Source organism: Halalkalibacter flavus (assembly GCF_036663575.1).
Lineage (GTDB): Bacteria > Bacillota > Bacilli > Bacillales > Bacillaceae_D > Halalkalibacter > Halalkalibacter flavus.
The window spans coordinates 16,906-32,212 of record NZ_JAWRVK010000048.1 but is presented as its reverse complement, the minus strand read 5'-3'; the positions used below and the strand labels follow the sequence as shown (position 1 = coordinate 32,212).

15 protein-coding genes are annotated in these 15,307 nt (G+C 34.9%); 14 read left to right on the top strand and 1 reads right to left on the bottom strand.

The features are described from left to right. Positions 1 to 141: 141 nt before the first annotated feature. The 3 genes from SAY88_RS21510 (at position 142) to SAY88_RS21500 (ending at position 4,013) form a co-directional block, all read left to right on the top strand. Positions 142 to 807 (top strand): transaldolase family protein, encoded by a 666-nt coding sequence (locus tag SAY88_RS21510; protein ID WP_332634235.1) that lies wholly within the window; start codon positions 142 to 144, stop codon positions 805 to 807. A gap of 459 nt (positions 808 to 1,266) precedes the next feature. Continuing rightward, on the top strand, positions 1,267 to 2,865 hold the full coding sequence (locus SAY88_RS21505; protein WP_332634233.1) for a spore germination protein: 1,599 nt from the start codon (positions 1,267 to 1,269) through the stop codon (positions 2,863 to 2,865). Beyond that, positions 2,862 to 4,013, top strand: a complete 1,152-nt coding sequence (locus tag SAY88_RS21500) for a Ger(x)C family spore germination protein (protein WP_332634232.1) — start codon at positions 2,862 to 2,864, stop codon at positions 4,011 to 4,013. The genes SAY88_RS21505 and SAY88_RS21500 overlap by 4 nt, the downstream gene beginning before the upstream one ends. A 283-nt stretch (positions 4,014 to 4,296) precedes the next feature. Here the strand turns inward: SAY88_RS21500 and SAY88_RS21495 are convergent, their stop codons facing one another. Next, positions 4,297 to 5,409 carry a GerAB/ArcD/ProY family transporter gene (locus tag SAY88_RS21495; protein ID WP_332634231.1) on the bottom strand — a complete coding sequence of 371 codons (1,113 nt, stop codon included), beginning with the start codon at positions 5,407 to 5,409 and terminating at the stop codon, positions 4,297 to 4,299. Positions 5,410 to 5,795: 386 nt separating this feature from the next. Here SAY88_RS21495 and SAY88_RS21490 point away from each other — a divergent pair, with 386 nt between their 5' ends. The 11 genes from SAY88_RS21490 to SAY88_RS21440 all read left to right on the top strand — a co-directional run bounded on the left by SAY88_RS21490 (position 5,796) and on the right by SAY88_RS21440 (position 15,291). After that, positions 5,796 to 6,749 (top strand): sugar-binding transcriptional regulator, encoded by a 954-nt coding sequence (locus SAY88_RS21490; protein ID WP_332634230.1) that lies wholly within the window; start codon positions 5,796 to 5,798, stop codon positions 6,747 to 6,749. 189 nt (positions 6,750 to 6,938) lie between these two features. Beyond that, positions 6,939 to 7,484, top strand: a complete 546-nt coding sequence (gene srlA, locus SAY88_RS21485) for a PTS glucitol/sorbitol transporter subunit IIC (RefSeq protein WP_332634228.1) — start codon at positions 6,939 to 6,941, stop codon at positions 7,482 to 7,484. A 14-nt stretch (positions 7,485 to 7,498) separates the two neighbouring features. After that, positions 7,499 to 8,527, top strand: a complete 1,029-nt coding sequence (gene srlE, locus SAY88_RS21480; RefSeq protein WP_332634227.1) for a PTS glucitol/sorbitol transporter subunit IIB — start codon at positions 7,499 to 7,501, stop codon at positions 8,525 to 8,527. Between the two features lie 50 nt (positions 8,528 to 8,577). After that, the gene (locus SAY88_RS21475; protein WP_332634225.1) at positions 8,578 to 8,946 is read left to right on the top strand and encodes a PTS glucitol/sorbitol transporter subunit IIA; all 369 of its coding nucleotides are present in this window, start codon (positions 8,578 to 8,580) and stop codon (positions 8,944 to 8,946) included. A gap of 22 nt (positions 8,947 to 8,968) precedes the next feature. Continuing rightward, on the top strand, positions 8,969 to 9,748 hold the full coding sequence (srlD, locus tag SAY88_RS21470; RefSeq protein WP_332634223.1) for a sorbitol-6-phosphate dehydrogenase: 780 nt from the start codon (positions 8,969 to 8,971) through the stop codon (positions 9,746 to 9,748). A gap of 165 nt (positions 9,749 to 9,913) precedes the next feature. After that, positions 9,914 to 10,876: a sugar ABC transporter substrate-binding protein gene (locus tag SAY88_RS21465; RefSeq protein WP_332634222.1), complete on the top strand. Its 963-nt coding sequence runs from the start codon at positions 9,914 to 9,916 to the stop codon at positions 10,874 to 10,876. A gap of 136 nt (positions 10,877 to 11,012) precedes the next feature. After that, a complete protein-coding gene (locus SAY88_RS21460; protein ID WP_332634221.1) occupies positions 11,013 to 11,279 on the top strand; it encodes a phosphocarrier protein HPr in 267 nt (88 codons plus the stop codon). A 2-nt stretch (positions 11,280 to 11,281) separates the two neighbouring features. Continuing rightward, positions 11,282 to 13,009 carry a phosphoenolpyruvate--protein phosphotransferase gene (gene ptsP / locus SAY88_RS21455; protein ID WP_332634237.1) on the top strand — a complete coding sequence of 576 codons (1,728 nt, stop codon included), beginning with the start codon at positions 11,282 to 11,284 and terminating at the stop codon, positions 13,007 to 13,009. A gap of 113 nt (positions 13,010 to 13,122) precedes the next feature. Further along, the gene (locus tag SAY88_RS21450) at positions 13,123 to 14,493 is read left to right on the top strand and encodes a glucose-6-phosphate isomerase (RefSeq protein WP_332634219.1); all 1,371 of its coding nucleotides are present in this window, start codon (positions 13,123 to 13,125) and stop codon (positions 14,491 to 14,493) included. A gap of 189 nt (positions 14,494 to 14,682) precedes the next feature. Continuing rightward, positions 14,683 to 15,132, top strand: a complete 450-nt coding sequence (locus SAY88_RS21445) for a methyl-accepting chemotaxis protein (RefSeq protein WP_332634217.1) — start codon at positions 14,683 to 14,685, stop codon at positions 15,130 to 15,132. Then, positions 15,133 to 15,291 carry a hypothetical protein gene (locus SAY88_RS21440; protein WP_332634216.1) on the top strand — a complete coding sequence of 53 codons (159 nt, stop codon included), beginning with the start codon at positions 15,133 to 15,135 and terminating at the stop codon, positions 15,289 to 15,291. Positions 15,292 to 15,307: the final 16 nt, after the last annotated feature.

Here is a 15,307-nt window from a genome sequence, read left to right as displayed (position 1 = left end):
ATACTATATTCACCTGAATAATCGGATTAATAGCTACAAAAAAAGGCTATTGATAAGACTTTCTCAACAGCCTGAAAGTCATTATGTGTAAAACATAATGACTTTCTTCCATATCTATTAATTCAAAGAGAGGTGTTTAGAATGAGAGTACTAATTGATTCGGCAAATATTAATGATATCAAGAAATTAATAGACTGCTACCAAATTGAGGGGGTTACTACTAATCCGACAATTTTAGCAGTGGAGGATGCAGATTATTGGGACCAACTAAAAAAAATACGTAATTTACTTGGTCGTGAAAAAATGTTTTTTATTCAAACACTTGCAGAAGATGCAGAAGGAATAGTAGAGGAAGCATTAAAAATCACTTCGGAAATTGATGAAGATGTTTATATTAAAGTACCTGTCATAGACGAAGGCTATAAAGCATTAAAGGAGTTAAATCGTTTAGGAGTAAAAACATTAGCTACAGCTATTTTCACATCACAACAAGCTTTAATGGCTGCAAAATGTGGTGCAGATTTTGTTGCTCCCTATGTGAATCGTATTGATAATATTTCAGGCGACGGGATCAATGTTGTTTCTGAGATTGTAAAATTATTTACTGTCTATCAATTACAAACTGAGGTGATTGCAGCAAGCTTTAAAAATGTTAATCAAGTACACAAGTGCAGTTTGGAAGGAGCTCATGCAATTACGGCTAGTCCAGATATAATTATTAATTTACATTCTCACCCATCTACCCAAATTAGTGTAAAGAAATTTACCAATGATTGGTATGAAAAGTTTGCGACAAGTAATATATAAGTAATATCAAGAAGATGAGTAGGTATAAGAATTATCTCTTTTCTTGGTGGACAAAATTTAATATTTAGACCTGCTGATAAAAGGACCGTATATTTTTTCAGCGTACACGTCTTTATTTTGTAAGGCGTGTTTTTTCTATTTGGAAATAAAGTAGCTGTGGTCTTAGTTACACTATCCTATATTTATTCTGTTTTTAAGAAGTTGAAATGAATCTTCATTTAGGAATTCGGAATGATGTAACGACTTGTTTCCACATGTTTTCGAAAGTCTTCTCTTAAATTAGATAGTGTTTCTTAGGAAGGTTACTAAGAATAATCTCAATTTTTTAAGTGCAAATGCAAATTGGGTCCTTGTATGATTCTTTAGGTAGGCTTTCTGAAATTTACTCAGCTAGAAAAGAATTTTATTTTTTTTTCGTTTGATAATAAGGGTAACTTATTTATTAAAGGGTGTACTAGAATGTTTCATAAATTGAGAAAACAAAAAAATCTCTTTAAATTAATTAGCGAGAAAAGTAAAGCTAACTTAGATGGAAGTTACTCGGAACCAATTCAGGTTAATTTAGAATCTAATTTAAATTATCTTAATCAAGTGTTAGGAGACAGTGAGGATTTTGTAACTAGGGAGTTTGAGACATATATAAATAAACCAATAAAAGTATTTATATGTTTTATAAGTGACCTTATAGATACTAATCAAGTTAATCAATATATTACTAAACCATTAATGGAACCAAATTTCTTAAACAATTATGAAGACTGTTCAATTCAAAGTGCTCCTGAAATAATTAAAAGTAAAATTTTAACTGTCAATAGTTTGCATGAGTTAAGCTCGATGGATGCAGTACTGGAGGCTATTCTATCAGGTCAAACAGCTTTGTTTATTGATGGATATGACACCGTTTTCTCTATCGATACACAAGGTTTTGCATCAAGGGCTGTAGACGAACCTCAAACGGAAACAGTTGTAAGAGGCCCTAGAGAGGGATTTACTGAGGATTTAGAAGTAAATACAGCGTTAATAAGAAGAAAAATTATTAACCCAAAGCTTATTTTTGAAAAAATAAAGTTAGGCAGACAAACAAATACAGTTGTTAAAATTGCATATTTAAATGGAATTGCAAATCCAGATGTCATTAAAGAAGTAAAGAAAAGAGTTAATCAAATAAATTTAGATGCAGTCCTAGAATCGGGATATATTGAGCAATTAATTGAGGACCGTCCTTTTTCAATTTTTCCTTTAGTTGGGAATACTGAAAAGCCAGATATTGTTGCAGCTAAACTATTAGAAGGAAGAGTTGCGATCTTGTGTAATGGCACGCCTTTTGTTTTAACTGTACCATTATTATTTTTAGAAAGCCTTCAAGCTAGTGAGGATTACTATTCTAGACCTTACTTGTCATCATTAATTAGACTCTATAGATTATTATCTTTATTACTAACTGTTGCTTTACCAGGAGTATATGTAGCACTTTCAAGCTATCATCAGGAAATGGTTCCAACGGTATTGCTGACGTCTATTGCGGCCTCAGAAGAACAAGTTCCATTTTCTACATTCGTTGAGGCACTACTAATGATAATCATTTTTACAGTGCTAAGGGAAACAGGAACAAGGATGCCAAAGGCTGTAGGTGGAGCAGTAACGATTGTAGGGGGATTAATATTGGGAGAAGCTGCTGTACAAGCTGGACTTGTGAGCTATCCTATGATTATTGTTGTAGCAGTTACAGGAATTACAGGTTTTTTAGTGTCAGCTTTAACAGATCCAATTCATATTGCCCGTTTAGGGCTGCTTGTTATGGCAGGTGTAATGGGACTATATGGGGTTGTACTTGGAGGTCTTCTCTTGCTTATTCATATGTGCTCACTGCGTTCTTTTGGCACGCCTTATTTAGAACCTTTTGCACCAACAATAATGAATGAACTAAAAGACTCTCTCATTCGCGTACCATTCTCGTTTATGAAAAGAAGGCCAGCTCCCATCAGCAAGCGTAAGTCAATTAGACAACAATTACCAGCACCTATTTTAAATCCTAGCAAAGATGGTGATGAAAGTTGAAGAATTATTTTTATGTGTTTCTACTTTCTATTTTGTCATTATCAGGGTGCTGGGATAGCAAAGAGTTAAATGAGATAGGAATTGTTACAGGAATTGCGATTGATAGAGACCAAAAGACTGAGGAAATTATTTTAACACAGCAAACTTTAAATCCTGCTACATTAAATATTGCAATAGGAGCTCCAGGACCTAATGTGAAAAATCATGAGTCGAGAGGAAATACAATTTTTGAAGCCGTTAGAGATGGGACACAAGATTTTGATCGGAAGAAGTTTTTTAATCATAATAAAATAATCATCATAAATGAAAAAGTAGCAAGAGAAGGGGTTTTATCAATATTAGATGTTTTTATTAGAGATCATGAAGGACGCGGCCTTACGTTACTTAGTATAGCAAGAGGAGTAGAGGCGAGAGAACTTTTAGCTGAAGAGCCTCAAGGAATTGGAAGATATCAAGCAATTCATCTAGAAGAAATGATGGAGAATTATCGATATAATCAAAAGTCAAGCAAAGTAAATATAATCAATTTTTTTGAAAAAGAGTTAGAAGAAGGAATTAATCCTGTAATGGGTGTTTTAGAAAAGGAAGAAACGAACGCAAAACTAACAGGAATCGCAATCTTTAAAAAAGATAAATTGATTGGGTATTTAGATGAAATAGAAACAAGAGGATATAATTGGGTAATTGGGGAAATTCACAATGCCGCGATAACAATGCCATCGTTAAAAAATGAAAACGAATTAGTACTTTTAGAAACACTTGGGGGTGACTCAAGAATAATCCCCAATATAGCAGGGAACGAAATATCATTTACAATTGAAAGTCGTATAGAAGTATCATTAGCTGAACAGCAAAGTAAGGAAGAATATGACCCTTATGAAAATCTAGAATATTTAAAGCAGGTAGAAAACAAAACGAAAAAGGTAATCGAAAAAGAGATGAAAATGGCAATTGAAAAAGTACAAAAGGAATATCAAGCTGATATTTTTGGTTTTGGCAGACAATTATTCAAAGAAAATCCAAGCAAATGGAAAGAAGTAAAAGAGAATTGGGATGAAATCTTTTCGAATGCAGCATATACAATAAAAATTGATGTAGATATCAAGCATACTGGTTTAATTCAAGGATCATTTAGTTCAGAGGAATGATGAATAAGGCTTTAACCTAGCAGGATTTCGTTTATGTAAAGGGATAGGTCTTATGATCGATTATAATTATAAAAATAGTACGCCTTAAATAAGGACACTTTTTCTTGTGTCCCTTTCTTTAAATTAACTCTAAATTTTTTAATGGGTGGTCTTACTGATTTTTATAACGCAGCCAGGTAATGGCCGACAATAATAAGCTTAAAAGTAAAAAAAGTGTTGGCAAAGCATAAGGATATTCAATATTAGTTTGTGATTCCCAAGAAAATAATAAATTCTTCACTTTCTAAAACTCCTCCTTTTTGAAAGTGTCTTTTGATAATAGTTTCCTTATTATTGAGGCTATTAATATAATACTCGGAAAGACCAATAGTAAAGGTATCCATAAATTATAAGGGAAAATATTTGTTCCTACATATATATGTTCTGATGCATTAGTAGCCATATTTAACCCTAAATATACTCCAATTAATGCCACTGCCATAATAACAAAATGGTTATTACGTAAAAATAATAATTTTTGAATAGCATAAACAGCAACAAATGAATGGATGTATAGCTTTAAAATGGATGTAGTTGTAAACTGAAGAACACTTATTGCGTGTAGATTTTCAATGAATTGGCCGATGTTGATCTGCTGAATTAATATATACATTGGATACATGCTTTGTTGATACACGCCTTCTCCGAGCGTACTAATGGCTAATATGTTAAATGACATAATTAAGAACCCTGTTAAGAATGTAGCAATTAGGGTTGGCTTTATAATCATTCTTTCATTTCTAGTAAGTGTCCAAATCATTGCTAACTCCAGCGATTGGGCAAAAGATTGAGTAATGCCAAGTGGCCATACTTCTCCCCAAGCCCTTCCCCAGCCGTTAGATAAAATAGGTCTTAAATTATCTATAGATAAAACGCCTGAACTAATGAGTAATATAACTTCTATTACAAAAAGGAACAAAATAACAGGTAATAACAATTCTGCGATTCGTCCTAAGATCTCAATTCCATAAAATAAACCTATAATAATAACAAACATCGTAAATCCAAGAAAAAATAAAGGAGGAGTATTTGGCAAGATTGTTGACGAGATAGCAAACTTTAAATCAGACAAAATTCGTCCGACATCGTAAATAGCTAAAAGAGGATAGAGCCATGCTATTGGAATCCCAATCCACGGACCTAAATGTGCTGGGAACCACTCAACAAGAGTTAATCCAGGATTCAGACGCATTATGACTGTATATAGGGCAATGATAATGGCCCCTAAAAATGTTGAAAGTAAAGTAACAAGCCAAGCATCTCTCCCGGCTCCAGCTACAAAACCAAAAACAATAGTTGTTCCAATTTGGTAAAAAGCCGTAATACAGAATAATTGATATAGAGAAATTTTCCCCATTTGAAATCTCCTAACATGAACTTTGAATAATTAGCTAGCAACGTTTTATGTGTTAAATCCGTTCCTTACTTAGTATTCACCAAAAAAGGATTATAAATGTTAGTTTATTTAGATATTCGAGTATAACAGGTAAGTAATGAAGTCTGGATATCAAATAGAAATAATATCAAAAACGAGCGACATCCCATTTTCAAAAAAATTTGCTGATTTTGTTTGTGAATTAATATAATCAACTAATTTAAGGAATTCTTATAAAAAGGGTTAAAATGTGTTGACTCAATTATCAGATGAGTCTATACTAAACTAAAGCTCATATGATGATAGGTCGCTCATTTGAGCAACCGAATTCAAGTCTCATAATAGTAAATGGTTAAACTGGAGGTTTGATGATGCCTAACTGGGAGGAAAGAAGGTTACTTGTCAAAGTCGCACAAATGTATTACGAAGATGACATGACTCAAAATGAAATTGCTAAGGAAGTAGGGATTTATCGAACAACAATTGGAAGGATGCTTAAAAAAGCAAGAAAAGAAGGTATTGTTCAAATTCATATAGATAGCACATCTTATGAAACGTTTGAGTTAGAGACAAAACTCCAAAAAACTTTTCTGCTTAAGGATGTAATTGTTGTTCCTGACATGGATAATGAATCAGATGAAAAAAGAAGATCAGATTTAGGTCTTGCTACATTAGAACTTTTAAATCGAATTATTAAAGAAGATGACACGATTGGTTTTACGTGGGGGCGAACTATGGGAAGTATGATTGATAGACCTGTGGATTATAAGCCTAGAAAGGCAGATTTTGTACCGCTAGTTGGGGGACCGGGTACTTTAGACAGTAAATATCATGTAAATACGATTATATATAACGTCGCAAAAGCTTTTGGTGCTACATCTCATTTTATTGATGCTGCTGCTGTGGTAGAAAAGAAAGAAACCAAAGAAGATATAATTAACTCTAATTATTTTAAAAAAATATTGGATATGTGGAAAAACATAAACATCGCAGTGGTAGGAATTGGCGCGCCACTTGCTTCATCAAATATGATTTGGACAGGGTTTTACGGAAATAAAGAAATCGATGAACTCAATAATTTAAATGCTGTTGGTGATATATGTTCACGATTTTATGATATTAATGGAGTTCTTGTAGAGTCTGATGTGACTGAAAGAACTGTAGCTGTTGAATTAGATCGATTAAAAGAGATTGAATATTCAATTGGGGTTGCTGAATCAGAAAATAAAGTTCCGTCTATTCTAGGAGCTTTAAGAGGTAAATATATAAATGTTCTTATTACAAATGAAAGTACTGCAGAGAGACTAATTGAGCAAATCTGATTCTTTTTTACAAGATTAGAGAACGAATTCAATATTGAAAGCGACTTCTATTAAACAATTGATACAATCTGGGGTCTGTAGCGTGCTACTGTAAAGTTTATTCCAAGAGGAGGTGATGAACTAGTCGAAAAAATATTATGAACATTTAGTTCAATAAATATGATTTTAGAAAGGGGTGAATTAGCTAGTATGGAGTTTATCACTATGATCGCTGATGGTTTTATGAATTTATTCGAAAGAGGTGGCGAGGTATTTGTCGATCTTGTCACAGGCATCGTTCCTTTATTAATTTGTTTGCTAGTTGCGATGAATGCCGTTGTTCGTTTAGTAGGAACCGATAGAGTGGAGCGCATTGCAGCAAAGTCTGGGAAGAATGTATTTGCTAGATGTTTAATTTTACCAGTATTTGGAACATTTTTCTTTGCAAATCCTATGACACTTTCATTAGGACGCTTTTTACCCGAGAAACACAAACCAGGCTATTATTCAGCGGCATCCTTTTCTACACACACACACAATGGACTATTTCCGCACGTAAACCCAGGAGAGTTATTTGTCTTTTTAGGAATTGCTCAAGGGATTACAACATTAGGTCTTCCAATTGGGGAGTTAGCTGTGATGTACTTTTTAGTGGGTATCGTTACTAACTTTATGCGTGGTGTAGTAACTGACTGGACAGTGGCGTATGTATCAAAACAACAAAAAGTTAAACTGAAGAGTACAGTTGATCTATAAGGGAGGTGAAAATAATGTCAAACTACAAATCAGCAGTTGTTCATGCAGGAGCCGGTGGTTTCGGTGGACCATTAACCATTATTGTAAATGAAAAGAAAAATAAAGTTGTCTATATCACAGGCGGAAATCAACCAGATATTGCGAAAAAGCTTGCAGATTTAACAGGAGCAGAACTAGTTGATGGATTTAAAACGAAGGTACCTGATGAAGAAATGGCCTGTGTGATTATTGATTGTGGTGGAACGTTACGTTGTGGCATTTATCCACAAAAAAGAATTCCAACGATCAATATCATGCCAACTGGTCAAAGTGGACCATTAGCGAAATTTATAACAGAAGATATCTATGTTTCAGGAGTTAAGGTTAACAATATTGAAGCAGCAAATGAAGAAATAAATAGTGGCGAAGAAAAAGAGAGCGCTTCTGTCGGCGAAACAGAAACGCAAGAAAATAAAAATAAACAATTTAAGTATAGCACAGACAAAAAAATTAGTGAACAGCAGAAGCCGAAAGGCCTTATGGTTAAGGTAGGAATGGGAATAGGTAACTTTACAAGTACGCTGTTCCAAGCGGGTCGTGACACGATTGATACCGTTTTAAAAACGATCCTTCCTTTTATGGCATTTGTGGCTATGCTTATCGGGGTAATCTTAGAATCTGGTATTGGGGATGTATTTGCAAATTTCCTTTCACCATATGCAGGTTCGTTACCAGGGTTACTTCTAATTTCACTAGTTTGTTCATTCCCACTTTTATCGCCATTTTTGGGGCCAGGAGCAGTCATTGCACAGGTGGTCGGCGTGTTAATTGGTACGGAGATTGGGCAAGGGAATATCCCGCCACAACTTGCTTTACCGGCATTATTTGCGATCAACTCACAAGCAGCAGCTGATTTTATTCCTGTAGGCTTAGGGTTAGCGGAAGCGGAACCAGAGACGGTTGAAGTAGGGGTGCCAGCTGTATTATATTCAAGGTTTTTGACCGGAGCGCCAACTGTTTTTGTAGCATGGCTAGCAAGTTTTGCAATTTACACGGATTTTTAATAAAAGAATTATTTAACATGTAGAGATAAATTTTTAAGCAGGTGGAAATTATGAGTGAAATCTATTATACAAACGTAATAAGTATTGGACCTATGGTAGCTACTTTCTATGCAGATAAGATGATTATTCTTTTTAAAAGTGACGCACCAGAAGAATTAAAAGAGTTCTGTATTGTTCATGAGAAGAATGAGTTGAATGGAGAAATAGTAGTCGGAGATATATTTAAAATTGGGGAAGAGGAATACAAAGTGACTGCTGTTGGAAGTGCGGTTAATCAAAATCTAGGTAATCTTGGACATATAACTATAAGGTTCAATGGTAGTTCAGAAGCAGATTTACCGGGAACCCTTTGTTTAGAAGATAAAGTGATTAAAGAAATTACCGAGGGCGAAAAATTAGAAATAGTTCGAAATAAATAATCTAAATAGGAGTGGAGAAAACATGACTGTACAAAAAGTAGCAATTGTAGCTGGTGGAGGTCAAAATTTAGGAGAGGCACTTTCTTACCGATTAGCTGAAGATGGTTATAACGTTGCTGTTGTAGATCTTAATGGGGACAACGCCAATAGTGTTGCAGCCGAAATTGAATCAAAATTTAGCAAAGTAGCAATTGGTATTAAAGCAGATCTAACAAATGAAGTCGAAGTGGCATCTATGGTTGAAAAAACCGTTTCTAAATTCGGACAAATTGATCTACTTGTTTACAATGCGGGTTATGCAAAGAGTTCAAAGATAACTAATTTTGATTTAACTGCATGGGAAACGTCTATGGCTGTCAACTTAACAGGTTATTTCTTATGTGCTCGTGAAGTATCAAAGGTGATGATCGAACAAGGGTACGGAAACATCATTCAAATCAACTCAAAGTCGGGTAAAGTAGGAAGTAAGCATAATTCTGGTTATTCTGCCTCTAAATTCGGAGGAGTAGGTTTAACTCAAAGTCTAGCGTTAGATCTGGCAGAGCATAACATTCGTGTAAATTCAATTATGCCAGGAAATCTATTAAGCTCTCCTATGTTCCAGAGTTTACTCCCGCAATATGCAAAAAAACTCGGAATTCCTGAGAGTGAAGTAGAACAAGTTTATATTGATAAGGTACCATTAAAACGTGGATGTGAGTATGATGATATTGCCAATGCTGTCCTTTTCTATGCTTCAGATAAAGCAGCTTATTGTACTGGACAGTCGATAAACGTTACTGGTGGGCAAGTAATGTTTTAATAACTAAAAGCAATTTAAAGAGTCTCCCACTTAACTAGTATAAGAAGAGACTCTTTAGATTGAGTTATAAGAGAACGTTTCGTCTGAATAAATAAAATTGTTATCAGAATCTCAGGTGAAAAATTTAAAGTTCAGTATTTTGAAAATCGTGGGGGAAATAAATAAGTGTTTAAGGGGAAAAGACATTATAAATTTCAACTGCTTTTCGCTGTCACTCTTCTAAGTTTATTAATATATAGTGTAAGTTCCTTAAATAATGACAAACCAAGGGTGGTTGTTGTTTTAAAAGCTTTAGAAACAGAATCAGAATATTGGAAGATATTAAGTCAAGGAGCTAAAAAAGCCTTTAAAGATTTTAACGTTGAAGGTCAAATATTAGGTACTGCCAATTTACAAGTCACAGAACAAATAGAAATCTTAGCAGATGTTTTGGAACAGAAACCTGACGCATTAATTGTTGCTCCTATACAACCTACTCCGACTATATCCGTTTTAAAAAAATATCAAAATAAAAATATTCCTGTACTACTTGTTGATACTGAACTAGATTGGGATGGTCAGACAATGTATATAGGTACAGATAACCATAGTTTAGGTGTAAGATCGGGTCAATTATTAGGATCTATGCTACAACCTGGCAATCAAGTAGCGCTTATACATTCAACTAACGTTAATCCGGATATGGTGAAAAGGTTGAAAGGCAGTAGAGAATCATTAGAAGCGATTGGAATTAAGGTTGTAATGGAAAGCGCTGCCGATAGTGAATCGGGAGAAGTAGAGAGAGCAATTGATGAAATTATTAGGTTGTATCCTAACATTGATGGTGTATTTGCTGCTAATGATACAATTGCAATTAATTCCTTGAATCTGTTGGAGGAAAAAGGATATAACATTCCAGTTGTTGGTACAGACGGTACAATGAAAATGCTAGAGATAGTTGAAGAGGGAAGGATTAATGCTAGTATCGCTCAAAATCCATATGATATGGGATATTTAAGTGTCGTGTATGCAATTAGATCCATTGAAGGAGAGCTCGGTACTAAAAGAGTTAATACTGGGATAGATATTATTACAAAAGAGAATTCGGTAACTAAAATAAATTTCTTCTCTAAAGATGTCTTGAAATGACTGAATAATTAAAATGATTATTATGAAAATATGTGGGGAAGTACACGTTTTTTACTGATGTATTTCTATTAGTAGCACTTTGAGATATTTACATTATTGGGGTATCTTTAAAATTTTTTAAAGGGTGGAAGAGAAAATGGTAGAAAAAACATTTACAGTTATTGATAAAACAGGTATCCATGCTCGACCTGCAACAATGTTGGTTAAAGCAGCAGGTCAATTTGGTAGTGAAGTCAACCTTGAATATAAAGGAAAAAGTGTAAACTTAAAATCAATTATGGGTATTATGGCTCTAGGGATCCCTTCAGGAGCTGAAATAAAGGTAGTAACAAAAGGTACAGATGAAAATGAAGCACTAGAATCTATCACTGAGACATTAGTAAAACAAGGGTTAGCCAGATGAGGATCGAGAATATTAATGGTATTGGGGCGTCAGCAGGGATAGCAATCGCAAAAGCTTATTGCTTAGAAGAACCAGAGTTTAAAATAGAAAAAAAATTAATAGAAGATGCTGAAAGTGAACTTAAACGCTTCGAGGGTGCGGTAAACCAATCCAAAACAGAACTTCAAAAAATAAAGGAACATGCAAATCGAGAGTTAGGTACTGATAAAGCTGATATATTTGAAGCGCACTTACTAGTGCTAAGTGATCCAGAATTATTAAACTCAGTAAAAGAAAAAATTGAAAACGAAGGGCTTAATGCTGAAGTAGCAATGAAAGAAGTCGCTGATATGTTTGTTTCTATGTTCGAATCAATGGAAAATGAGTATATGAAAGAACGTGCAGCAGATATTCGAGATGTAACAAAACGAGTTATCGCTCACTTGTTATGTGTTCAAGTCCCAAATTTAAGTTTGGTTTCTGAAGAAGTCGTAATCGTTGCGGAGGATCTTACGCCTTCGGACACGGCTCAATTAAATCGTAAATATGTCAAAGGTTTTACGACCAATATTGGTGGGAGGACTTCTCACTCAGCGATTATGGCACGGTCCATGGAAATTCCTGCTGTTGTAGGAGCAAAAGTAGTAACAACAGAAATTGAAAATGGTGCATTAGTAATTGTTGATGGTATAGACGGAACCGTGATTGCGAATCCTTCCTCAGAAGTATTAAAGAAATATGAAGAGAAAAAGACTCTGTTCGAAGTTCAAAAAGCAGAGTGGGCGAAGCTTAAAAATGAGAGAACGGTTTCAGCAGATGGCTACCATGTAGAGCTAGCTGCTAATATTGGTACTCCTGAGGATGTTAAAGCAGTCCTTGGAAACGGTGGGGAAGGTGTTGGACTATACCGTACAGAGTTCCTTTATATGGGTCGAGATCAACTACCAACAGAAGAAGAACAATTTGAAGCGTATAGAACGGTACTAGAATCTATGGAGGGAAAACCTGTTGTTGTACGCACACTTGATATTGGTGGAGATAAAGAGCTTCCTTATTTAGATCTTCCGAAAGAAATGAATCCTTTTTTAGGGTTTCGTGCCCTACGTCTTTGTCTAGAAATGCCAGACTTATTCCGTACTCAGCTTCGGGCTTTACTAAGAGCGAGCGTTTATGGAAACTTGAAAATTATGTTTCCTATGGTTGCAACATTAGATGAGTTTCGTGAAGCCAAAAATATCTTGTTAGAAGTGAAAGAGCAAATCAAGGGTACTGGTAGTGCTGTATCCGATGATATTGAAATAGGTATAATGGTCGAAATTCCTTCTACCGCTGTAGCTGCAGATTTATTTGCGAAGGAAGTTGACTTCTTTAGTATCGGAACCAATGATTTAATTCAATACACAATGGCTGCAGACCGTATGAATGAACGAGTTTCATATCTTTACCAGCCATATAATCCAGCTATTCTTCGATTAGTAAAAATGGTTATTGATGCTGCGCACAAAGAAGGAAAATGGGTAGGAATGTGTGGAGAAATGGCAGGAGATGAAGTGGCTATCCCGATTTTACTTGGACTTGGGTTGGATGAGTTTAGCATGAGCGCGACTACTATATTACAGGCAAGAAGTCAAATTAGTAAACTATCAAGAGTCGAAATGAGCAATGTATTAGAACAAATTCTAAATATGAAATCAGCTCAAGAAGTGGAAGAGTTGATTAAAAGAAAGTTTTTTGACTTGATAAGCTATTGATAATGGAAGCAAACGAATCATTTTATATAATTTTTTTAAAAGCTTATAAGAGATTAGATTGTGAAAATGAAAATCTCAAAAATATAAATCGGAGCAAAGGAGACTGAAAAACAATGCCTGTTTCTTTTAACTACTCAAACGCATTACCATTTATGAAAAAATCTGAGGTGGAGAACCTACGAGATTATGTTTCAGTAGCCCATTCTCATTTACATGAAAAAAAAGGTGCAGGTTCTGATTATCTTGGATGGATTGACCTTCCTAATAACTACGATAAAGACGAATTTTCAAGGATCAAACTAGCTGCTGAAAGAATCCGTGCTAATTCTGAAGCGCTTATTGTGATAGGAATTGGAGGATCTTATTTAGGTTCACGTGCCGCTATTGAGTCATTATCGCATACGTTCCACAATCAATTGAGCGATACAACACAAGTGTATTTTGCAGGTCAAAATATTAGTTCTACTTACGTATCTCATTTGTTAGAGATTTTGGAAGGTAAAGATATTTCAATTAACGTCATATCTAAATCTGGCACAACTACTGAACCTGCTATTGCTTTCCGTATCTTCCGTGACTATCTTGAACAAAAATACGGTAAAGAAGAAGCGAAAAGCCGTATTTATGTTACGACAGACCAAGAAAAAGGAGCATTGAAGCAACTAGCGACCGATGAAGGTTATGAAACTTTTGTTATTCCAGATGACGTAGGTGGAAGATTTTCCGTTTTGACAGCAGTTGGCCTTTTACCAATTGCTGCTGCTGGCCTAAATATTGATCAAATGATGGATGGAGCCGCGGCTGCTGCTCGTAAATATAATAATTCGGATTTATTAACAAATGAATGTTATCAGTATGCGGCTGTAAGAAATGCGCTTTACTCAAAAGGAAAGTCCATTGAGCTATTGGTAAACTATGAGCCATCTCTTCATTATGTATCAGAGTGGTGGAAACAACTCTTTGGGGAGAGTGAAGGAAAAGATCATAAAGGCTTGTTTCCTGCTTCTGTTGATTTCTCAACAGATTTACACTCCTTGGGACAATATGTTCAAGAGGGTCAACGTAATATGATTGAAACAGTAATACAGGTTAAGAAACCAAAGGCTGAAATAACCATTCAAGAAGACCCAGCTAATACCGATGGTTTGAACTTTTTAGTTGGAAAAACTATGGATGAAGTAAATAAAAAAGCGTTTCAAGGTACAGTGTTGGCCCATGTGGATGGCGGAGTACCAAATATGGTTATAGAGTTGGATGAAGTAACCGAATTCACATTCGGTGAAATGGCTTACTTCTTTGAAAAAGCTTGTGGAATTAGTGGATATTTGTTAGGTGTAAATCCCTTTGATCAACCAGGAGTTGAAGCGTATAAAAAGAATATGTTTGCTTTACTGGGTAAACCAGGGTTTGAGGTTGAGAAAGAAAATTTAATGAAGCGTTTATCTGAGGGGCGGCATGATGTAATAAGCGCCCGAATCCCTTGAGCCACAAGGATTTTCATAAACAAAAAGCAAAATGCTAACTTTTTTGCTAACATAAATAGCCTTAGCGTAGGCTTCCTATGAGTTGACCAAACTTGCGGGAAGCCTTTTTCTTCATTTAATCATATCAACAAGATAGAAGATATAAATCGGGAAATTGATACGTTTGAAGTTTATCAGACCGAGGGTAATATGAATCCCGAATCCGTATCAGCAGAGCTTGAAAAATTTAGAGTGATAGGATATAACTTAAAAGTGCAAACACTATATATGGCTGGAATTTTGATTGTTCTTAGTATATTTATTGCACTAATACTTTCTCAAATCATTGTTGTTCCTATTAAAAAATTACTTTGTTCTATTGAGAAAGTAGCATCCGGTGACCTTACAGAAGAGACTATTTATGAAGTGGCCAAAGATGAAGTCGGAAAGCTTACTCTCGTATTTTTTGAGATAAGAAAAAACTTGAGAGCTTTCTCCGAACGGACAACAGCGAAGACAAACGAAGTTACTAATATTTCCAAACAGTTATCGAATACTTCAGAGAATAAAATTGGGCTACAACATCCGGTATTGCATCAACGATTCGAAATGTATGTAATACATCAGAAGGCACGTTCAATCGTATGGAAGAAAGTATAGATGCAGCAAACCATGTGTATAGATGGTGAAAAGTATATAAAACGAGCGATTGCACAAATTGAAACAATAAATGAAACGGTAAAACAGTCAGCAAATATTATTCAACAATTAGGCGAACGTTCACAAGAAATTAGTCACATTCTCAACATAATTACTTAAATTTCTGAACAAACAA